The sequence below is a fragment of the Sphingobium sp. MI1205 genome, from assembly GCF_001563285.1.
GTDB lineage: Bacteria > Pseudomonadota > Alphaproteobacteria > Sphingomonadales > Sphingomonadaceae > Sphingobium.
On the sequence record NZ_CP005188.1, the window covers coordinates 520726 to 540964 of the forward strand.

Genomic DNA, 20239 nt, shown 5'->3' on the forward strand with positions numbered 1-20239 from the left:
GCACGTCACAGGCCACGAGGGTTTGCCACTCGGCCAGGGGCGGCCGAGCGGCGAGCTTTGAATGTTTCTCTGTCGACGAGGTGACGTTCGGAATTGAAGGGGTTGTGGAAGGAGGCATGGAGGGAGGCGAATTTTTGCAGTGACTTCATTCGCCTGAAACGCTGCATCGCCCGCGCTCGTCGTCGGAATGGCATGCCCGCGCCCTACCCTCGCCAACTCACTTTTCAATCAGGTGCATTTGCTCGGACAAGGGCTCTTATCCGCAAGCGCACATTCGCCGGAAACTACAGCGCCATCGCACGCTGAACGGCATTGCCGAAAAATTCGGCTTTGACGTGATCGCTGTAGTTGGCCAGTTCTTCCTCATAGAACTGACGCGCATTGCTGATAGGGCCACCCTCCAGATGCGGATAGTCCGTGGCGAAGGTCAGGATGCCAGTTGGAACGCTATCGAATGCGGGCTGGAGCTGCATCAGCGGCGTCGGCAGACCGGATACGAAAATGTTGCGCTGGACATACTCCGATGGCTTGAGGGGCAGGGTGTAAGGACTCGTCCGCGAGAAGACATTCTTCTCGCAGATGCTGTCGATCGTCTTCAGCCAATAGGGAAGCCAATCGGTATCCAGTTCCTGCGACATCGCCACGAGGCGAGGATACCGTTCGAAAACGCCGCCGAAAATCAACGCGGTGAGAGCGGCGGTCGGAACCTGAAAGTGCTGGGACCGATAGGTCATCATGCTCGCCAGCAGATTGGGACCTGCGTTGCCCCAGCCATCGGCCAATGTAGTCTGGCCGCTGAAGGCGACATGGAAAATGAGCGCCATTCCAAGATCCTCGGCCAGCGCCCAAACTGGCTCGAAGTCCGGATGCGCGAGGGACCGACCGCCAACTGGCTGCGCAGGGACGTGGAACGCCCTGCTGCCGAGCGCACGGGCACGCTTCATTTCCGCAAGCGCCCAGTCAACGTCGTCCAGCACGACATAGGTGACCGGCAGCAAACGATCGCGGTGCTGGTGGACCACGTCGGATGTCCAGCTGTTGTAAGCAGCGATGCATTCCATCTGGAGCGTCTTGCTGCCCAATTCGTTCAGCGCCCGATCTGCTGGGATAAGCCCGAAGGAAGGGTTGATGAACTGAACGTCAATCCCCTGGTCGTCCATGACCGCGATGCGATCGTCCGAATCCACTGAACCCGGTTCGCGTACGCATTTCCGAAATGGTCCCCCGGCCTCCTCGCTCATATCCTCAATGCATCGTTCGAGCACTGTGCCGCTGACCGGGCCTTGGGGGAGCTGGTCGAGAAACTGCTTGAACACTTCGGGCATCACGTCAGCCGGATCGGGACGGGCATCCTTGGGTATCTGGGCGATGAACTCGCCAGCGATCAGATCGCCGATTCGTGCCGACATGTCGAAGCCGGGCAGCTTTGCTGCCAACTTGGGAAAATGCTTGTCCATCCAGTCGAATGGCTCGTGAAAATGCGCGTCAACGTCGATAACCGGCATGATCTCTCTCCTTAGACCCTGGCTGAGTTTCTCAATCCGCCTCGACAATGCCGCTATGCTGCCAATATGTCAATCATGGTTGACATCTTGTGCCCTTGGCGGGCAATCGATGAAAAACCGAAGCCGGGAAAGGGAAAGCGATGGGTGAGTCGAGCGTAGAGGAAGTGTCGCCGAAGATCGTGATCTACCACATAGAGGGCCGGCGATCCTCGAGAGTGGCATGGTTGTGCGAAGAACTGGAACTGCCCTACGAACTTGTCTTCAAGCGCGGCGACATCATGGGTTCGATGGCGACGATCCGGGAAGTCTATCCCGACATGCCCATGGCTCCCGTCGTGAGCATCGACGGAACCTTCATGGTCGAATCAGGCGCCATTCTTGAAGTACTCACCGCCCGATACGGCAACGGCGCACTGGTGCCGCCAGTCAACTCCATCGACTTTCTCTACCATGCCCAATGGATGCACTTCGCCGAAGGAACGGCAATGGCGCGCTTGGGAATGGATTTCTTCACCGCGATGAACAAGGGAGTCGCCGTCGACGAACTTCCAGTCGGATATCGCTCCGGAGACGACATTGCCGCGTTCGCGATGGTCGGTTCAGTGGGAGTGTTCGACTTTGCGGATCGGTACTTGGAAGATCACGCCTTCTTTGGAGGCGCCGAATTCACGACGGCCGATATCATGATGCAATGGTTCGTCCCGCTGGCGAGGTTGATGGTAGCGATCGACGTGGACAGCTACTCCCACATTCGGCGCTGGCGCAAGGTGGTCGAGAGCCGACCGGCATTCAAGCGCGCGACGCAGGCTTGCACACCGTCGGGTGTCAATGAATTCGGAATGCCGGCCGATCAGCCATTGATCGTGCAACCGCTTCCCGATGAGCGGCTGAGAAAATCGCGTTCAAGCTAGCTGTTACCCGTGCCCAGTATCCTCGCTCGGGCCGACACAAGCCTGAAGCGCGTCCGCGAGCGCCCTCTCATAGGCCTTCTTCAGTTTGCTCGTCTGGGCAAATTGCGGGACGGCCTTTTGATGGATCACCGCGCCGCCACACAGGATTGCCACCAGTTGCGCCTTGACCAGACGATCCTTGCCGCCAAGCCAGTCTGCGATCGGGCCGAGGAATCGTTCCTGCATCATCTTTTGCAGCAACGGCTGCGTCGTGCCGGACGTCGCGCCGTGAACGACCACGAGCGTCGGGCTGAGATCAATGTTCGCCGGAGATTCGGACAAAATGGAGCGGGCAATCCGGGCGCCGAACGTAGCACGATCACCTGCTATGAGATTGTCGGGATCCAGCAATTCCCAAAGTACGAGAGTATAGAGATTTTCCTTGGACGTGAAATATCGTCCGATCAGCGCGACGTCGCATTTGGCATCGGCCGCGATATCCTTCAGCCGCACCTGCTCATAGCTGAAGTTGGCGAAACGAACCCGCGCCGCCCGCAATATCGCCGCTTTTGTGGCCGCGGAGTCGCGCTTGCGCGCAACCGGCTTTACTCGATTCATTTACTAGTCCCTCAGTTGGCGGAGTGCGAAGTTGCCGCTGATATTGGAACCGCGCACCCAAAATCAAACAGATCAGTCAATCCGATTTGGATACCGTCAATGCATTTGCACAAGTCTGGAGAAACGCGATGCGTACCTATCAGCTTTTTACGCAACAATGGTTCGACGCGGTCGAAAAGATTATAGCAGAAGTCGCCAAAGCGCACCGTAGCGCCCTGGCTGGAGTGAACTTCATTCTCAGCGAGCAGTATCTCGATGCTCCAGGCGCTCTCAAGGTCGACGGCGACGATCCAGCGAGCACGCTCATCATCGAGGGCGGGACAGTGCGCACCTCCAGGGAATTTCGCCGCGACGCCGACATATGGGTCCGCGCCGACTACGAAACCATGCGGATCGTCGTGCGCACGAAAATACCGACCGATCCCGATCAGGCGCGCAAGGAATCCGAGCGTCTGTCCGCCATCATGGAGAAAGCGGTAACGGCCAAGAGCGGAGAGGTTTCCGACCCCGCGGTAGGCGCCTTTCTGACACACCTCCACAACGAGATTGCCAGCATTACCGATTAGCCGTTCTTGCATGGGCGCCTTGGTGGGTTGCGAGCAAATATTGCGGACCGTCTCCTTTGGAATCCTCGCATGTGCACAATGTCAATCATGATTGACATGGTTTCCTTATTCTCTTAGATTTTCGCGAATAACAAGATGGTGCGTACGAGGGAAATGGGACGTCCCGCACGTCCCGAGCCACCCGAGGGGCGCGTCCATGTGAGAGCGCAGTGGCATGCGCAATAACGGGGGGGAGCTATGTCGAAGTTGGGCCTTTCTGCGTCTTTGATCGCGATCGGGATTGTCGGGTTCTCAGGGGCAGCGTCCGCACAGGAAGCCGATATGTCGGCGTCCAATCAGCGTACAACAACCACCAGCGCCAGCGATGAAAAGGACAGGACGGCTGAGGGCTTTAGCGATATCGTTGTCACCGCGCGACGGGTCGAGGAACGACAGCTGACGGTTCCGATCACGATCAATGCCTTCGCCGGCGACGACCTTGATCGCCGTCAGATTCGCACGACGGACGATCTTGGGCAGCGCGTCCCGGCATTGCAGGTGAATCAGGATCCGACACGCGGCAATAGCTTCACCATCCGCGGAGTCGCGCGGACTTTCCAGGGCGATCCCGGGGTCGTCACCTATGTCGCCGACGTGCCTCAGGAACTGTATGGCGGAGCGCCTATTCTCGATCTCCAGTCGATCCAGGTTCTGAAAGGGCCGCAGGGAACATTGTTCGGCAAGAACAGCATTGGCGGCGTGGTACTGCTGGTGCCCCAGAAGCCGAAGTTCGAGGCCGAAGGCATGGTCAGTGCGCGCGTGGGCAATTTCAATGCGCGCGAATTCACCGGCGTCGTCAATCTTCCCGCCAGCGACGTGCTCGCCTTCAGAGCGGCGGGTCGGTATACGAAGCGAGACGGCCTTATCAAGAATGTTTCCGCAACGGATCTCAACGAACTCGATCGCGCGGCCGGACGCTTCTCGATTCTCTACACCCCCAACGACAGCATCGAGAATTATTTCGTTGCCGATGGATATACGTCGACCGAGGGAGCCGCCACGAGCGGCATAGTTGAGGCGGTGGCATCTTGTCCCACTTCGCTCATCGCCTGCCTGCACGATGCACTCGGAATATCGTTCAATGATGCACTCGCAGAGCAGCAGGCTTTGGGCATCGACAAAGTCTCCCAGCCCACCATCCAGGAAAGCACAATCAGAGTCTGGGGCCTGGCTAATCACACGACCTGGACGTCGGGGAACATCAGTATCAAGAACATTCTTGGCTATCGTAAGACGAAGAACAAAACATATGCCGATTATGACGCGTTTCGATTGCAATTGCTGGAAGTCATCCGACCGGAGATGACGGAGCAATTCACCGAAGAGATTCAGATACGTGGCAGCTCGTTCAACGATAAGCTGGACTGGGTGGTTGGAGGATTCTATTCCGACCTGACATTCAATTCCCCCGATACGCCCGTGTTCGTATTCGGCAACGTGCCTCCGGGAATAATTCCCGGCTTCGTCAGCAAGACGATCACCGATACGCGCATCGTCAGCAAATCCCGGGCATTGTTCGGCCAAGCCACCTACGACCTTTCAAGCTTGGCCCAGGGACTGAAATTGACAGGTGGATTCCGGTATACGTGGGACAGGCGCAAATTTTCGGGAGCATCGTTCAACGGAACGAGAGACATTACGAACTGCCGAAATATTATAGCCACTGGTCCTAATGCCGGCGACTTTCTGGATGGAACCGATCCGCTCACGTGCATCCGGACTCTCAAGCAAAGCTTCAGCAAGCCGACTTGGAACGTCAATCTCGAATATCAGGCATCGCCAACGACCTTCGTTTACGTAACGACGCGGAGAGGCTATAAATCGGGAAGCTTCAATATCGCAGCGACGGCGACAGACCTGATCTCATTCAACCCGGAAACGCTGACGGATTTCGAGGCAGGAATCAAGTCGCAGGGCAGGATCGGCGGAATGCCGTATCGCGTGAGCGGCGCCGCCTTCACTGGCAATTACAAGGACATTCAGGCGACACGTTCGATCCTGGATAATGGTGTGGTCAACACTTTCATCGTCAATGTCGGCGAAGCGAAGATCAAGGGTTTCGAAGTCGAGCTCTCGCTGATTCCGGTTCCGGGCCTAGAACTCGGCGGCTATTACGCGCTCACCGACGGAAAATATGCCGAAGATGTGCTCCTTGGACCGGCATTTGCCGGCAAACGCCTGCTCGGCATTCCCAAGAAGACTGCCGGTCTGAATGCACGGGCAAGCCACGAATTTGCCGGAGTGGGCACTGTAGTGGCGACGGGCAACCTGAATTATCGCGGAAGTCTGCCGACGACCTACAATGACCTCGATCCTGCGTTTCAGTCCGTCGGTGGATATTCGACGATCGACGCGACACTGGCAATCGAGAAGATCGGAGGCCTCGACCTCGATCTTCGTTTCTACTGCCAGAATGTGACCGACAACAGATCGCCGATCTTCGCGAGCGATTCCCGCAGCCAGCTCGGCTACGCGCTTCGAACCCATCTGGATCCGCGCACCTATGGCGCGGAAGCGACGTTCCGCTTCTGAAATGTAATCCGAACCGACAGCCCCCATTCCGTTCGCGGCGCGAGGGGTCGGCTCAACATAAACAAGGGGACGAAAGGTGCCTGAGCATTTCCGTTTGAGACGGTCTGGATGGATAGCAGGCGTTTTGCTGCTCTTGCCGATGGCCGGCATTCCCGCCGAAGCGGCCCATGCCGCGCAGGCGCCCGCTGCTGTGAAGCAAGCCGATCTTACCATCTACCATATCGAAATGCGGCGATCGATGCGCGTGATCTGGCTCGCCGAGGAACTGGAGATACCCTACAATCTCGTGTTCAAACGCGGGGACATCGCCGGATCGATGGAACTGATCCGGGAAATGAGCCCGCTGATGCCGATGGCGCCGACGGTGAAATACAAGGGCAACGTCTATGTAGAATCCGGCGGCATACTTGACCTGTTGCTCTCCGAATACGGGAACGGCCGGCTCGTCCCGCCAAATGGTTCCGCAGATCTTGGCAATCATTACCAATGGATGCATTTTGCGGAAGGCACCGCAATGTATCGCGCATGGGCCGCCCGATACGCTTCGATGGTTGCCAATATCCCGATAACCGATGTGCCCAAGGGATATCAGACCGGGGTGAAGCCCAGCGGACTGGTCGGCGTTCCCGCAGTCTACGCATTCGTCGAGGATTACCTTTCACGTAATCCGTATTTCGGCGGAGGCCACTTCTCCGCGGCTGACATCATGATGCATTTCGCGGTTAAATCAGCGGGGCCGGCAGCGGGCATCGACATATCGGGATACAAGAACGTCGCCGCCTGGGTAGAGCGCGTCGAAGCCAGGCCGGCGTTCCAGCGGGCGATCAAGGTAGCCTTGCCGGGGGGACACGACAAGGACGGCAATGGCTGCGGCCTGCCGATACCCTTCTCCAACCCACCAGCGGTGTATGCGTGCCCGTGACGCATAGGCTCTCCCACTCGAGTTATCTCAACGCCATGCCGTAGCTTTGCGCAGCGGCGGCATCTCTTGAATGCAGATAATGGGACAGGAGGAAGGTATGCGACGACGTGACGTACTGGCAAGATTGGGGGCCGGAGCCTGCCTGGCAATGGGCCTGGCCGACGATTTGGTCGGTACCGCGTTCGCGAAAGGCAAAGCCGACGCGGCGCGCGTAACCGGCCCTGTAGAGGGCGGAAAGCACGGTTGGCCGTTTAGTGCCTATTTCGGTGGCGTCGAGAATTTCGGTTACATCGAAGAAGAATATTTCATCGATGGCGAAGCCACCAGCTATCGGCCTGTCGGAGAACTGGGGCCGGACGGAAGGTGGAAACTCGAAGCAGCCGGCAAGGGGCCGTACAAGACCCGCATCCTGGTGCGCAGGCCGGCCGACCCCGCGAAATTCAACGGCACGGTGATCGTCGAATGGCTGAATGTTTCGAGTGGTCACGACATCGCGCTGGTCGGCGAGGGACAATTCGAAGGCTTCGCATATGTCGGAGTCTCGAACCAGCATGTCGGCATACATGGGTTCGAGAAGAACCCGATCGGTCTGAAGGCATGGGATCCCGATCGCTATGGTTCGCTGTTCCTGTCCAGCGAATCGCTATGCTACGACATTTTCACGCAGGCCGCGCACGCGGTGGGACCGCGACGCAGCAAGCAGAACGTCGATCCTCTGGCGGGCCTTGAGGTACGCAAGGTGATTGCTACCGGCGGCAGCCAGTCAGCCGCGAAGTTACTTAGCTACATCAACGGAGTTCAACCAATCAGCGGCACCTTTGATGCGATCGTGCCGACGATCGGGGCGGGGAATGTGTCGGGCTTCGGTGATTTCATCTTCGACTTCAGCACGCCCGAGCGAATTGCCCAGGTGATGAACTCACTCCGGTCGCAGGCCCGGGTCCGCGACGATCTTTCGATTCCGGTGATGCTAGTGAACTCCGAATCCGAAACCATAGCCTATTACGGCAACCGGCAGCCGGATACCGACAAGTTCCGCTACTGGGAGGTGGCTGGATCCTCGCACGGTCCCGCTCCCATGGTCCGCGCGCTGAATCACATGCTCGAACGCGACGGCATCACACCAAGCGTCATCGCCCAAGCGGGCGAGAAAACCGGTATTGCGTCAAGCGAGATCGACTGGTCGCCCGTCGCAGACGCCGCCTTCGTACGCGTGCATGAGTGGATCAATGGAGGGGCACCGCCACCCAATCAGTCACCGATCGAAATCATTCCCGGCACGATACCGACAATTGCGCGCGATCCGCTCGGCAATGCGATCGGTGGAGTTCGGCCGCCGGAAATTGAGGTTCCGATCGCGTGCAATGTCGGCAACGTTCCGGGCGTGCCTGCACTCGCGGGTCTCGGCGGCGGGACGACACCGTTTTCCATGGAAGAACTGAAGCGGCTTTATCCGACCAAGGCAGACTACGTCGGAAAGGTCACCGCCGCGGCGATCTCCGCCGAAAAGTCAGGAGTAATCCTGCCCAAGGAAGCGCGAAAATACATCTCGGAAGCCAATGCAATGACGTTCAGCTTTTGGGCTGAGTGATAGCGACGGTAAGTTTGGAAAGGACTGAACAATGAACAGAAATATCACGAAACTCAGTGCCCTGCTGGCCGCAGCTTCGGCTCTATCCGTGATCAGCACCGCACCTGCCGGTGCCGAAGAACCTGCAATGATCCGCATTACTGATAAGGCCCCGGTGATCGATACTACTAAAAATCCCGGCTGCGGAGTCACGATCAAGGACAAGCAGGGCAGGATCAAGCGAAATGCCGACATCGCGCGATTCTATTTCCAGCAATATGCAGAGATGCCGCAGAAGCATCTGAAATATTCACTTGGAACCTATGACTGCTGGGCGGACGGCCTAACCATCCTGTCGGGTTCCTTCTCGCCGCCGCCCGCTGCCCCGCAAGCCATGCCTCTTCCGCTGCAGGACCGGAAGCCAGGCGAACCCGACCCATTCCAGAAAGAAGCGCTTGCGTGGCTGGTTAATGCCCCAGACCAGCAGGCGGTGCCAGGCACGTTGCGGATCATACCCTGGGAAAACGGCGTCAATTACAGTCTCATGTATTCCGGGACAGCTCAGGGCCAGCGTTTCTCGTTCTGGGAAGTGGGCATCATGCTGATAAACGAGGACGGCAAGATCACCCACTATGAAATGTGGAATGATAGCGCTGCGATGGAGAATGCGTTCAAGCTCGCCTTTGGTCGAGGGTTCCTTGAAAATGGCGGTGCGGAGTATGGGAAAGCGATCGACGAAATGTTGGAAAAGAAGGAGAAACCCTAGGCCTGTTGACAAAAGGGATTCCCAACCGGCCCAAATTCTGATTCGGGACTGCTTTTGCCCTTGTCAGAGCAAATGCACCTGATTGAAAGGTGAGGCGACGAGGGTAGGGCAGGGGCCATGCCTCCCCCTCGAAAACCAGCCAGAGCGTTCCGTTATTTCAACTCGTCGCCTGAGATTATCCGGCTCGCGGTGTCTGAAAGCAGCGCAACGTCATTGAGCGCATGTTCTGCCGCCTCAAGGACTTCCGCCGCATCGCTACACGCTTCGATCGCAACCTCAAAAACTTCATGGGCGCCGTATCCCTCGCCACCGCCGTCATCTGGTGGTTGTGAGTTCGAACCCTAATGTGATCGGGGTCTGTCGGGCGCTGGCCTGTCGAGGCAGGCTCAGTCCTCGCTTTCCGGTCCAGCCTTGGCAAATTAGCGACGAGTGGTCCCGACAGGAACCTTGATCATGGAAGGCGTTAGTGCTGGAAGATCGTGCAAATGACATGTTTGACGCTTTTCTTCCCAGCCACCTGAATGTTTGATCGATACGTGGCCGACCCATTGATCCGTGCCGCCGCCTTGCGCTGGGCCGCCTTGTTGTTGGGCCTGTGCCCCGCACTTGCATCGGCGATGCCAGCGAACCGGCCGATGCCGGGCTATACGCGTGTCGCGATCGAAACATCGGTGGGGACGATCACCGTTGCCGTCGATAACAAGCGGGCGCCGCGAACGTCCGCGAATTTCCTGGCCTATGTCGATGACGGGCGCTTCGACGGCGTCACCTTTTACCGGGCGGCGCGGCGGAAGAGCAATCCGAAGCTGGGGCTGATCCAGGGCGGGATTGATACCGACGCGCGACGGTCATTGCCGCCGATCCCGCATGAGCCGACCAGCAAGACGGGCATTCGCCATCTCGACGCCACGCTGTCGATGGCGCGGCCCAACCGGCCGGATTCGGCGATGGGCAATTTCTTCATCACCGCGGGCGCCACGCCCAATATGGACGCACGCGGAGACTATATCGGCTATGCCGCGTTCGGCCAAGTGGTGGCGGGAATGGATGTGGTCCAGCGTATACTGGCGATGCCTACCTGTTGCGGATCGGGGGCCATGCGTGGGCAGATGATCGTGAAGCGGGTCGAGATCTGGCGTGCGCGGCGGCTGGACGGGACGGCGAGGCCGACGCGGGGGGTGAAACCCTGGCTGATCGGGTTGCGGCGCAAGCCGGGCCACTGATTCCGGCCAGTCGGGCTACGGATGAAGGAGGCGGTACATGGCGGCAGGACGGATCAGGATTGGCATCGGGGGATGGACGTTCGAGCCGTGGCGCGGGACCTTTTACCCCGAAGGGCTGCGGCAGAAGGATGAACTGGCCTATGTAGGCGAGCATCTGACCGCGACGGAGATCAACGCCACCTATTATGGCACGCAAAAGCCCGCCAGCTTCGCCAATTGGGCCAAGGCGGTGCCGGACGGCTTTCAGTTCGCGGTCAAGGCGTCGCGCTACTGCACCAATCGGCGCGTCCTGGCGGAGGCGGGCGAATCAATCGCGAAGTTCACCGGCCAGGGGATTGCCGAACTGGGGGACAGGCTGGGACCGATATTGTGGCAATTCATGCCGACCAAAAAGTTCGATGCGGAGGATTTCGGCGCCTTCCTGAAACTGCTGCCCGCCAGCATCGATGGCCTGCCGCTGCGCCACGCGCTGGAGGTGCGGCATGAAAGTTTCGATGATCCCACCTTCCTGGCGATGGCGCGGGATGCCGGGGCGGCGGTAGTGCTGACGGATCATGACGAATATCCGGCGATCCGGGGCCATGATGTCGGTTTTTCCTACGCCCGCCTGATGCGCGCGCGGGAGTCGGAGGCGACCGGCTATAGCGCGAAAGAGATTGATGGCTGGGCGGACAGGGCACGCACCTTGTCGCGGAAGGGCGACGTCTACGCCTTCTTCATCAGCGGAGCGAAGGTGCGCGCGCCTGCGGCGGCACAGGCGATGATCGTTGCATTGAGGTAACAGGGACTGTTGCATTTGCTGCAACTGCGAACGCGCCTTTTGCGATTGTGACACTTGGGTTACGGGCGCATATGCCCGCTTGTCGAAAACGACGCATAACAAAAATTGCAGGAAACGAAACATGCGGCACACATTCCAGGGCGTTGCGCTGATGGTAGCGGTCGGCGCGCAGATGCTGACCTTCTACTCGGTGCTCTTCGCCTAAGCGATCACAAGATCCCTATCTATTCCTCGTCATGAGGAAGTCAAAAAAGGCCGCCCGGCATTGTCAGGGCGGCTTTTTTATTATTATTGAAGGTCGCCATATGACCAGCGATCTGCTTTTCGTTTATGGAACGCTCCGCCCCGGATTTGGCGGGGAGAGGGCCGCCTGGCTTGCCTCGGTGGCGCGGCCCGTGGGTGCAGCCAGGGCACGCGGCGCATTATATCGAGTCGATTATTATCCGGCCTTTGTTCCACAGGCGGATGGATTGGTCGTTGGAGATCTTTTCCACCTGCCTGACGCCACTGCGATCCTCACCACGCTGGATGAATATGAGGAATGCGCGGCCCATTTCCCGGCTCCGCACGAATATCGGCGCGAGCGGGTGCGGGTGCAGACGGCGGAGGGCGGCGTTGAGGCGTGGGCCTATGTTTACGCGCGCGATGTCGCGGCGCTGAAGCGGATCGCGGGCGGAGACTTCCTCGGCTGAATCCTTGCGCTCGACGCGCGAGCCGATAGGCTGCCGCAGGCGGGGAATGCGGAGAGACAAGCGATGAGCAATGAAACGCAAGGGCCAGCCAAGCTGGAACGCCTGCCAGAGGATTGCAACTGGATCGACAGCACGGGCCTGAACCGGCGCAAGCTGCTGATGAGCGGCGCTTTTGCGGCTGGCTTCGCGGCGGCATGTCGCCCGGTGTCGAGCAGCGCGGTGCAGACCTCTGGCGAAGGGCTGGACGAAGAGACGGTGTCGATCAAGGCCAGCGACGGCTTTGCCTTGCCCGCTTATGTCGCTCGGCCGAAGGGGGCGAAGGACAGCTCGATCATCATCGTCGTGCATGAGATATTCGGCGTCCATGAGTGGATCCGGGACATGTGCCGCCGTTTCGCGCGGGCGGGCTATTATGCGGTCGCGCCGGACCTGTTCGCCCGCCATGGCGATGCGACGAAGATCGCCGACATCAAGCAGCTGGTGAGCAGCATCGTGTCCAAGGCGCCCGATGCGCAGGTGATGGCGGACATCGATTCGACCTATGACTGGGCGGGAAGCCATGGCGGCGATGCAACGCGTCGCGGGATCACCGGATTTTGCTGGGGCGGGCGGATCGTGTGGCTTTATGCCGCGCACAGCGCGCAACTGGATGCGGGCGTCGCCTTTTACGGCCGGCTGGTGAGCGACAAGACGGCGCTGCAACCACTGAGCGCGATCGAGCAGGTGAAGGCGCTCAAGGCTCCGGTGCTGGGGCAATATGGCGGGCTGGACAAGGGCATTCCGGTTGCCGATGTCGATGCGATGCGCGCGGCGCTCAAGCAGGCGGCCAAGTCGCCGCCGAGCAAGATCACACTTTATCCCGATGCCGACCATGGGTTCATGGCGGATTACCGGCCCAGCTATAATGAAGCCGCGGCGAAGGCTGCCTGGACCGCGACGCTCGACTGGTTCGGCCGCTATGTGAAGGGCGTGAGTTAGGGTACTAGTTTGCCTTCATCGACTGTACGGCGGCCAGGGTGCTCTTCACATGATCGGCATAGTTCATTTCGCTGTGGACGAAGACGATGCGGCCATTGGGCGCGATGACATAGGATGTACGGTCGGTCATGCCCGGCCGCATCTTAAGCGCGACATCATAGCCCGATATGATGCCTGGCCCTGCCGATGCGACGGCGAACTTGCCCGCGCATTCCTTGGTCGAGAAGGAGACAAGGTCGTCCACCGGGTCCGCCGACATGCCGATGACGGTGGCTCCCGCCTTCTTGAAGTCGTCGATATGGGTGGCGAATTCGCGCGCTTCGGCGGAACAGCCGGGCGTGAACGCCTTGGGGAAGAAATAGAGGACGACCGGCCCGCGCTTCAACTGGTGCGAGAGCGTCAGGGTAAAGGGCTTGCCCGCCAGCGCGCCGCGCGTCGTGAAATCGGGCGCCTTGGCCCCGATCGCAAGCGCCGCCATCGCCCCGGTGCTTCCCAAGGCGGCTGCGGCAAGGCCAAGGGCGATCTTCGCGCTCTTCAACATCGGTCGTCTCCATCGTCAGGGGCTGTGCAGCCAGTGATGGCCACAAGTAAGGTGGCTGGCAAGCCTGATGCCGGAACCCTAGGGCGGCTGGCCGGTTCATTACGGATGCGCCTGCTTTTCGCCATGCCTCTGCTGTTGCTCGCTGCCTGTGGCGAGAAGGATGAGGGCAATCGGGGCCTGTCGGCCAATATCGTCGATGAACAGCCATCCTATGACGTCAGCAATGAAATGCCTGCCCAGGATGAGAGGCTGGCGCCGGACAATGGGACGGAATCGACGTCCGCGAACAACGCCGATGTGCCCAAGCCATCCGCGGCCACGACGATTCCCGCCGCGTTGCAGGGGAACTGGACCGGGCTTAACGATCGTTGCGGCGACCGGTCTGCCGAGCTGGAGCTGAAAGTGACGCCCGAAAGCCTCGTCTTTCATGAAAGCGTAGGAACGGTAGAGGGCGTGACGACGGGCGCCGATGGCCGGGTACGCGTCGATGCGGCCTTTACGGGCGAAGGCCAAAGCTGGACCAAGAGGCTGGACCTGCGCCCGTCAGCGAACGGCCGGGAACTGGTCATCACCAATGACGGCGCGGCTGTGACACGCAAGCGCTGCTGAACCGCTTTCCGTTTCGGCTTCGCGCCGCTAGAGCGGGGCGATGATCGGCCGCCTGACCTTAAGCGATTTCCGCAATCATGCGGACGCGCTGATCCTGCCCGATCACGCCTTCATCGTGCTGACCGGCGAAAATGGGGCGGGCAAGACCAATATATTGGAGGCTGTGTCGATGCTGGCTCCCGGTCGCGGCCTGCGGGGCGCTGCGCTGCGTGACATGGCGCGACAGGGCGGGGCCGGCAGCTTCGGCATCGCGGCGGAGGTGGATGGCGTGGTGCTGGGCACCGGCACATCGCCCCAGGCGCCCGACCGGCGGCAGGTGCGGATCGGCGGCGTGTCCTCTTCAGCGAATGCGCTGGCCGATCATCTGGCGATCATGTGGCTGACCCCGGCGATGGACCGGCTGTTCATGGACAGTCCGGGCGGGCGGCGGCGCTTCCTTGACCGGCTGACGCTGGCGTTGCATCCGGGGCATGCCGTGCACAGCGCCCGCTATGAAGCCGCGATGCGCGCACGCAACCGGTTGCTGAACGATCTCCAAAGCGCGGACCCGGCCTGGTTGACGGCGCTGGAAGCGCAGATGGACGAGCATGCCGCCGCGATTTCCGCCGCGCGGGGCGATCTGGTCGCGCGGCTGGGGCAGCAGCTTGCGGGACAGCCGGACGAACCCTTTGCCCGGCCCTTGGTGGCGATCGAGGGAGAAGATGGGGGCGAGGGGCCGCTCGGCCCACGCTTGGCGCGGGAGCGGCGGCGCGATGCGGCAGCGGGACGCACATTGTCCGGACCGCACCGGCAGGATCTGGCTGTCACCCATGCTGCCAAGGGGCAAGCGGCTGCGCTCTGTTCAACGGGCGAGCAGAAGGCGCTGCTCCTGTCGATCCTGCTTGCCCATGCAGCGTTGGTCGCCGCACATCGCGGCCAGCCGCCGGTGCTTCTGCTCGACGAAGTGGCCGCTCATCTCGACCCGTCGCGACGGGCTGCGTTGTTTGAAAGGTTAACGGAAACGGGCGGTCAGGTCTGGATGACGGGAACTGAATCAAGCCTTTTCAATGACTTGGGTCATGCCACGCGATTTACCGTAACATCGGGTCGATTGTTTCGTTCCGCAGATTAACGTACCTGAACAACCGTTCATCGCTCGACGCTTCTCAACTCGTCATGGCTCTGCACAAGAGCATCACAGGGTTGAAAATTAAGAAGAAGTCGGGGGTCGTTTCACACATGATCGGTGCTTTTCGCGCATTTATCGCGACTGCCACGCTTGCGCTCGGCGCACTGATCGTGACCCCTGCCGCTGCCGGTACGCTGCAGTGCGTGCCCTATGCCCGTCAGGTTTCCGGCATCGAGATCTATGGCAATGCCCATACCTGGTGGAACCAGGCCGAGGGTCGCTATGCGCGGGGCCATGAGCCGCGTGAAGGCGCTGTGCTGGCGTTCGCGGCGAGCCGGTCGATGCCCGTCGGTCATGTCGCCATGGTCAGCAAGGTCGTCAGCGAGCGCGAAGTGCTGCTGACCCATGCCAACTGGTCCTATCGTGGCGGGATCGAGCGCAATGTCCGCGCCATTGACGTGTCGCCGAACAATGACTGGACCGATGTCCGCGTATGGTATGGTCCCATCGGCGGCCTTGGCCTGCGGTCCAATCCGGCCAACGGCTTCATCTATCCGGTGCAGCCGAGCGAGCAGGCCCCGATCCAGATCGCGATGGCCGGTCGCGCGCCTGCGGGCTCTGGTGCGGCGCACGCTGCTTTCTGACATTTTAACCAGTTTATAACGGCCGCCGCCTAATGTGATCGGCGGTGGGGCGATGCTCAAAAGATTTGAGGTCGCATATAATGTTTCGATATGTTCGCGGAGCCGTCTGGCTGTTGGCGGGGCTGATCGCCACGCCGGTATCCGGCGCGACCGCTCTGCAATGCGTACCCTATGCACGGATCGTGTCCGGCGTGAATATCCGGGGCGACGCGCTGACCTGGTGGGACCAGGCGCAGGATAGCTATGCGCGCGGCCACCTGCCTCGGCGCGGGGCAGTGATGGCATTCCGTCCCTTTGGACCGATGACGCTGGGCCATGTCGCCGTGGTCAGCAAGGTGCTGGACGACCGGCGCGTGCTGATTCGCCATGCCAACTGGTCGGTGCCCGGCGCAATCGAGGAAGATGTGCTGGCGATCGACGTGTCGGACACGGGCGACTGGAGTGCGGTGCGCGTGTGGCACAGCCCGACCGGCCAGATGGGCGCCCGGACCAATCCGACTTTCGGTTTCATCTATCCCGGCAAGGCGCAGCTGCGGCCGTTCGAACCCGATCCGGCGCTGGGCGAAAGTGTGCGCTTTGCGAAGGCGGATCCCACGATCTGGGAACAGGCCAAGCCAGCCAAGGTTGTTGAGGAAGGGGAGGGGGCCGAACGCCTCGCCGGTCTTGGCCGCTCCTTGCGCAAGGCATTGCGCGAGCCACGGCTGGAAACCGATATGCGCGCCATTCAATTTGCTGACGCAGCGCCTTCGGGACGGTCGCTGCGGGACATTATCGCGGATGTGAAGCGGGACGCCCGGCTGCGCTGATGGCCCTGCGATTTGCGGACCCTGACCTGAACTCCGTCCGTTCGCCTGACACGAACGGATGAAGCGGAGCGGGCCAGCTTATTCCGCGTCGGCGGGCTTTTCTTCCTCGCCCTCGGCCGGGCGCTCGAACCAGGCTTCAACCGGGCCGGACAGCTTGATCGTCAGCGGCTGACCGTTGCGGTCGCGGGTCTTGCCAGCGGCGACGCGAATCCAGCCTTCCGAGATGCAATATTCCTCCACATCCTTGCGGACCCGGTCCTTGAAGCGGATGCCGATTCCCCGTTGCAGCACGTCCATGTCGAAAAAGGCGCTGCGCGGATTGGTGGAGAGGCGGTCGGGAGGCGTGTCGCTCATGGCTGTTCCAAAGGTCCTTCGTTTCGCGCCGCCTAGCGCTTTGGAGTCGTTGCCGTCAACCGGGGCGCGTCGTCCACATCGCAGAAGATGCGGCGGATCACGCCCTGTTCCAGCCATGAGGCAAAGCGCACCTCTGCATCGGCAAGGCCCGCGAAGGGGTAGGCGACCGGCCGGTCATTGACCGCGCGGCTGGCCTGTACCAGCCGGATCATGGCGTCAGGCGCGGTGGTAAGGATGCGGCCGCGCCTGTCCGTCGCCGCGCTGTTGACGCCGACGACATGGCCGTCCTCGGCAAAGACGGGGCCGCCGCTGATGCCGGAGAGGATGTCGTCGCTTTCGGGCAGGCGGCCCACCTCAGCCCAGGCGAGTACGGGCTGCGTTTCTTCGGTTCGACCACGCCGCGCGCTGGCCGCGCCGATCAGTTCGGATACGACAAGGGTGGGTCGGCCCGAGGGGAAGCCCATATGGAATCCGGTTGATCCCGGTGGCGGCATGCGGTCCGACAGGGGCAGCGCATGGCCGCTCGGCATGCCATCGCGCACGAGTGCGGCGTCGGCCTCACGGCTTGCCACCACATGGGACACCGGTCGGACGATCCCGCCTTCGTCAATGCCGATGCGGGCGCAGCCCTGCGTCACATGTTCAGCCGTCAGCCAGACGCCGTCCCGATCGATGGCAAACGCCGTGCCCATGCTGTCGGCGGGGCCGTCGAGCCGGTCCTGGATTACAAAGGCCTCGTCGCTCCATTGCGGCATGGGGCGGCGGGGGGAGCGGGGATCATAGACTTCGACCTGCAAGGGCGTCGGGCGCGTGACCTCACCGATCCAGGCCAGCGCCAATATGCCGCCCAGCATCAGCGGCAGGCAGCCAAGGCTCCGCCGCGCCATGGCTTTAGCCCGCCACGGCCGCAGCCGTCAGGCATGCGATCGCGGCCTTCATCATAGCGAGGAAGATGGCGGCCGCCCGCTCGTTCGCCTCGATCCGGGTGGATAGCGAGCCGAGCAGGAAATCGACGAAGCGAAAGGCGATGAGTTGTAGCACCAGCGTGACGCTGCCCCAGATCATGACGTCCCAGACATTCACCGATCCGGCGAGGCACAGCGCCAGCGGTATGGCGAGGCCGATCGCCGCGCCGCCCAGCGATATCGCCGCCGCTTCGTTTCCCGCGCGGATCAGGGCGAATTCGTCATGCGGGGTAATCCACATATAAAGCGCCAATGCCGCCAGCCAGACGAGCGTCGCGCAGGCAAGATGGAGCAGGAAGACGGGGAGGCCCGAAAGCAGGCTCTGGATAACGGGCATGGGATCGGTCATGTCCGCCACGATGCCGCAACCTGCCCCCGGCTTCAATCCGGGATAAGGTTGCGGCCTTGTTTCTATCTCTGATTCACACAGTTATATTTAACGGCAGATGCGTACCCTGACGTCGCGGTCACGGTAATAATCATAGCGCCATTCGGTCCAGCAGCGCTGGCGATAGCGATAATGATTGCGTCGCCCATCGCGCCAGTGGCGGCGATATTCCCCGCGCCAATGGCGGCCGTCACGCCGATCCCAGTGGCGGTCGCCGCCGCGCCAGTCGCGGTCGCCATAGCCATAATGACCGCCCCGATATTGAGCCTGCGCCGGAGCAGCCGTCGCGCCAAGCGCGGCGATCGTCAGCCCGACCGCCGCCGCGCCCTTCATAAAGATGTTCATATTCTCTCTCCTCACTTGCACCCCGACGCATCGGCGTAAAGCGGGGCCACGGGAGGGAAGATGCGCGCGCGTGACTGAACCGTCCGGGAACGGCGTTGTCAGGTGGCGTTAAGCGTTTGCCGGGCTACGGGACGAGGTGTTACTTGCCCCGCAGCGCCTCTTCGGCTTCCGCGATATAGTCGCGGGTGATCGGCAGGGCGCGGCGGTCGCGCACATATTGCACCTGGTAATTCACCATGCTGCCATGTTCGAACACCGTCGCGGCCCCGGCGAGGTAAAAAGTCCACAGGCGGAAGAATCGTTCGTCATACAGGGCGATGATGTCGGCGCGGCGCGCCATAGCGCGGGCATACCATTGCCGGATGGTGAGGCCGTAATGGATACGCAGCACCTCCACATCGGTGACCATCAGCCGCGTACCCTCGCTGCCCTGGATCATTTCGGAAAGCGCGGGGATATAGCCGCCGGGGAATATATATTTCTGGGTGAAGGCGTCGGTGATCCCCGGCCCGCCAACACGGCCGATCGTGTGGACCAGCATCACGCCGTCGCGCGTCAGCAATTGTGTGCATTTGTCGAAGAAGGTGCGGTAGTGCGCGGTGCCGACATGTTCGAACATGCCGACCGACACGATGCGGTCGAACGGCCCTTCGATGTCGCGATAATCGATCAGTTCGAAACGGACATGGTCGGCGACGCCAGCGTCCTGCGCCCGCTGGCGCGCGATCTTCAACTGTTCCTCCGACAGGGTGATGCCGGTCACATCGACGCCGCAGGTGCGGTGCAGGTACAGCGCCATCCCGCCCCAGCCGCAGCCGATGTCCAGCACCTTCATGCCCGGTTTCAAGTGCAGCTTGGCCGCGATATGCGCCTTCTTGTCCTCCTGCGCCTGTTCCAGGCTGATCCCGGCTTCATTGTCGGCGTCCGGCCAATAGGCACAGCTATATTGGCGGTCGCGGTCGAGGAAGAGCGCGTAGAGCGCGCCCGACAGGTCATAATGATGCGCGACATTCGCCTTAGACCGCGCGCGATGATTGGCGCGCCAGAGCGTCTGCCGGATCGATTTGAAGCCACGCTTGAGCGCGCCCATGTCGCTGATCGACTTGCCGCTTTCCCAACTGTTGTTGGCGCGGATCATCGAGATCAGCTCCATGATGCCGCCCCCCTCGATACCGACGCGCCCGTCGATAAAGGCTTCGGCCATGCCCAGCCGCGGATCCTTGATGATGTCCAGCGGCACGCGGGCGTCGTGGAACTTCAGGGCAAGCGACGGGAAGGCCGGGTCGGGCGCGCCGACCGTCACTTTCCTGCCGTCATGATAGATGATGGTCAGTTGCCCCCGCGAGACCAACCGCTTGATGACCCGATCGAACATTTTCATGGGCGGCAACCTGTCA

General features: G+C 61.0%; 22 protein-coding genes and 2 pseudogenes. 15 read left to right on the forward strand and 9 right to left on the reverse strand.

Annotated elements, in window-relative coordinates; genetic code table 11:
• Positions 1 to 10: 10 nt before the first annotated feature.
• Both K663_RS25210 and K663_RS02530 read right to left on the reverse strand, forming a co-directional pair.
• Positions 11 to 194 (reverse strand): annotated as a pseudogene (locus K663_RS25210) (IS6 family transposase); the annotation flags it as partial.
• A 90-nt stretch (positions 195 to 284) separates the two neighbouring features.
• The gene (locus tag K663_RS02530) at positions 285 to 1505 is read right to left on the reverse strand and encodes an amidohydrolase family protein (protein ID WP_062113645.1); all 1221 of its coding nucleotides are present in this window, start codon (positions 1503 to 1505) and stop codon (positions 285 to 287) included.
• A gap of 224 nt (positions 1506 to 1729) precedes the next feature.
• Between K663_RS02530 and K663_RS02535 the strand changes: the two genes are divergently transcribed.
• On the forward strand, positions 1730 to 2416 hold the full coding sequence (locus K663_RS02535; protein ID WP_145902213.1) for a glutathione S-transferase family protein: 687 nt from the start codon (positions 1730 to 1732) through the stop codon (positions 2414 to 2416).
• Positions 2417 to 2419: 3 nt separating this feature from the next.
• Here K663_RS02535 and K663_RS02540 read toward each other — a convergent pair whose 3' ends face one another.
• On the reverse strand, positions 2420 to 3013 hold the full coding sequence (locus tag K663_RS02540) for a TetR/AcrR family transcriptional regulator (RefSeq protein ID WP_062113649.1): 594 nt from the start codon (positions 3011 to 3013) through the stop codon (positions 2420 to 2422).
• 128 nt (positions 3014 to 3141) lie between these two features.
• Here K663_RS02540 and K663_RS02545 point away from each other — a divergent pair, with 128 nt between their 5' ends.
• The 10 genes and pseudogenes from K663_RS02545 to K663_RS02590 all read left to right on the forward strand — a co-directional run bounded on the left by K663_RS02545 (position 3142) and on the right by K663_RS02590 (position 13082).
• Entirely contained in the window at positions 3142 to 3579 is a 438-nt protein-coding gene (locus K663_RS02545) for a hypothetical protein (protein ID WP_062113651.1), read from the forward strand.
• Between the two features lie 237 nt (positions 3580 to 3816).
• Positions 3817 to 6150, forward strand: coding sequence for a TonB-dependent receptor (locus K663_RS02550; protein ID WP_062113653.1), 2334 nt, complete (start codon positions 3817 to 3819; stop codon positions 6148 to 6150).
• 238 nt (positions 6151 to 6388) lie between these two features.
• Entirely contained in the window at positions 6389 to 7072 is a 684-nt protein-coding gene (locus K663_RS02555) for a glutathione S-transferase family protein (RefSeq protein ID WP_158511143.1), read from the forward strand.
• 148 nt (positions 7073 to 7220) lie between these two features.
• Positions 7221 to 8663: an alpha/beta hydrolase domain-containing protein gene (locus K663_RS02560; RefSeq protein ID WP_062113658.1), complete on the forward strand. Its 1443-nt coding sequence runs from the start codon at positions 7221 to 7223 to the stop codon at positions 8661 to 8663.
• A gap of 31 nt (positions 8664 to 8694) precedes the next feature.
• On the forward strand, positions 8695 to 9408 hold the full coding sequence (locus K663_RS02565; RefSeq protein ID WP_062113661.1) for a hypothetical protein: 714 nt from the start codon (positions 8695 to 8697) through the stop codon (positions 9406 to 9408).
• A 197-nt stretch (positions 9409 to 9605) separates the two neighbouring features.
• Positions 9606 to 9740 (forward strand): annotated as a pseudogene (locus tag K663_RS02570) (IS5/IS1182 family transposase); the annotation flags it as partial.
• 285 nt (positions 9741 to 10025) lie between these two features.
• Positions 10026 to 10631: a peptidylprolyl isomerase gene (locus K663_RS02575; protein WP_235589554.1), complete on the forward strand. Its 606-nt coding sequence runs from the start codon at positions 10026 to 10028 to the stop codon at positions 10629 to 10631.
• Positions 10632 to 10668: 37 nt separating this feature from the next.
• Positions 10669 to 11412 carry a DUF72 domain-containing protein gene (locus tag K663_RS02580; RefSeq protein WP_062113668.1) on the forward strand — a complete coding sequence of 248 codons (744 nt, stop codon included), beginning with the start codon at positions 10669 to 10671 and terminating at the stop codon, positions 11410 to 11412.
• A 305-nt stretch (positions 11413 to 11717) separates the two neighbouring features.
• Positions 11718 to 12104: a gamma-glutamylcyclotransferase family protein gene (locus tag K663_RS02585; protein WP_062113671.1), complete on the forward strand. Its 387-nt coding sequence runs from the start codon at positions 11718 to 11720 to the stop codon at positions 12102 to 12104.
• Positions 12105 to 12167: 63 nt separating this feature from the next.
• Positions 12168 to 13082 carry a dienelactone hydrolase family protein gene (locus K663_RS02590; protein WP_062113673.1) on the forward strand — a complete coding sequence of 305 codons (915 nt, stop codon included), beginning with the start codon at positions 12168 to 12170 and terminating at the stop codon, positions 13080 to 13082.
• Positions 13083 to 13086: 4 nt separating this feature from the next.
• On the opposite strand, the gene K663_RS02595 is transcribed toward K663_RS02590, so the two are convergent.
• Positions 13087 to 13623: a peroxiredoxin gene (locus K663_RS02595; RefSeq protein WP_145902215.1), complete on the reverse strand. Its 537-nt coding sequence runs from the start codon at positions 13621 to 13623 to the stop codon at positions 13087 to 13089.
• Positions 13624 to 13659: 36 nt separating this feature from the next.
• Between K663_RS02595 and K663_RS02600 the strand changes: the two genes are divergently transcribed.
• The 4 genes from K663_RS02600 (at position 13660) to K663_RS02615 (ending at position 16790) form a co-directional block, all read left to right on the forward strand.
• Complete coding sequence (locus K663_RS02600) at positions 13660 to 14232, forward strand: hypothetical protein (RefSeq protein WP_062113675.1); 573 nt, start codon at positions 13660 to 13662, stop codon at positions 14230 to 14232.
• A 40-nt stretch (positions 14233 to 14272) separates the two neighbouring features.
• Positions 14273 to 15343, forward strand: a complete 1071-nt coding sequence (gene recF, locus K663_RS02605; protein WP_062113677.1) for a DNA replication/repair protein RecF — start codon at positions 14273 to 14275, stop codon at positions 15341 to 15343.
• Between the two features lie 107 nt (positions 15344 to 15450).
• Complete coding sequence (locus tag K663_RS02610) at positions 15451 to 15984, forward strand: CHAP domain-containing protein (RefSeq protein ID WP_062113680.1); 534 nt, start codon at positions 15451 to 15453, stop codon at positions 15982 to 15984.
• 80 nt (positions 15985 to 16064) lie between these two features.
• Positions 16065 to 16790 carry a CHAP domain-containing protein gene (locus K663_RS02615; protein ID WP_062113682.1) on the forward strand — a complete coding sequence of 242 codons (726 nt, stop codon included), beginning with the start codon at positions 16065 to 16067 and terminating at the stop codon, positions 16788 to 16790.
• Between the two features lie 78 nt (positions 16791 to 16868).
• Here the strand turns inward: K663_RS02615 and K663_RS02620 are convergent, their stop codons facing one another.
• The 5 genes from K663_RS02620 to K663_RS02640 all read right to left on the reverse strand — a co-directional run bounded on the left by K663_RS02620 (position 16869) and on the right by K663_RS02640 (position 20223).
• A complete protein-coding gene (locus K663_RS02620) occupies positions 16869 to 17144 on the reverse strand; it encodes a DUF3297 family protein (RefSeq protein WP_062113684.1) in 276 nt (91 codons plus the stop codon).
• Positions 17145 to 17176: 32 nt separating this feature from the next.
• Positions 17177 to 18031 carry a S1 family peptidase gene (locus K663_RS02625; protein ID WP_062113686.1) on the reverse strand — a complete coding sequence of 285 codons (855 nt, stop codon included), beginning with the start codon at positions 18029 to 18031 and terminating at the stop codon, positions 17177 to 17179.
• Between the two features lie 4 nt (positions 18032 to 18035).
• The gene (locus tag K663_RS02630) at positions 18036 to 18458 is read right to left on the reverse strand and encodes a DUF350 domain-containing protein (protein WP_062113690.1); all 423 of its coding nucleotides are present in this window, start codon (positions 18456 to 18458) and stop codon (positions 18036 to 18038) included.
• 87 nt (positions 18459 to 18545) lie between these two features.
• Positions 18546 to 18842 (reverse strand): hypothetical protein, encoded by a 297-nt coding sequence (locus tag K663_RS02635; RefSeq protein ID WP_062113692.1) that lies wholly within the window; start codon positions 18840 to 18842, stop codon positions 18546 to 18548.
• A 139-nt stretch (positions 18843 to 18981) separates the two neighbouring features.
• Complete coding sequence (locus tag K663_RS02640) at positions 18982 to 20223, reverse strand: SAM-dependent methyltransferase (RefSeq protein WP_062113695.1); 1242 nt, start codon at positions 20221 to 20223, stop codon at positions 18982 to 18984.
• Positions 20224 to 20239 lie beyond the last annotated feature (16 nt).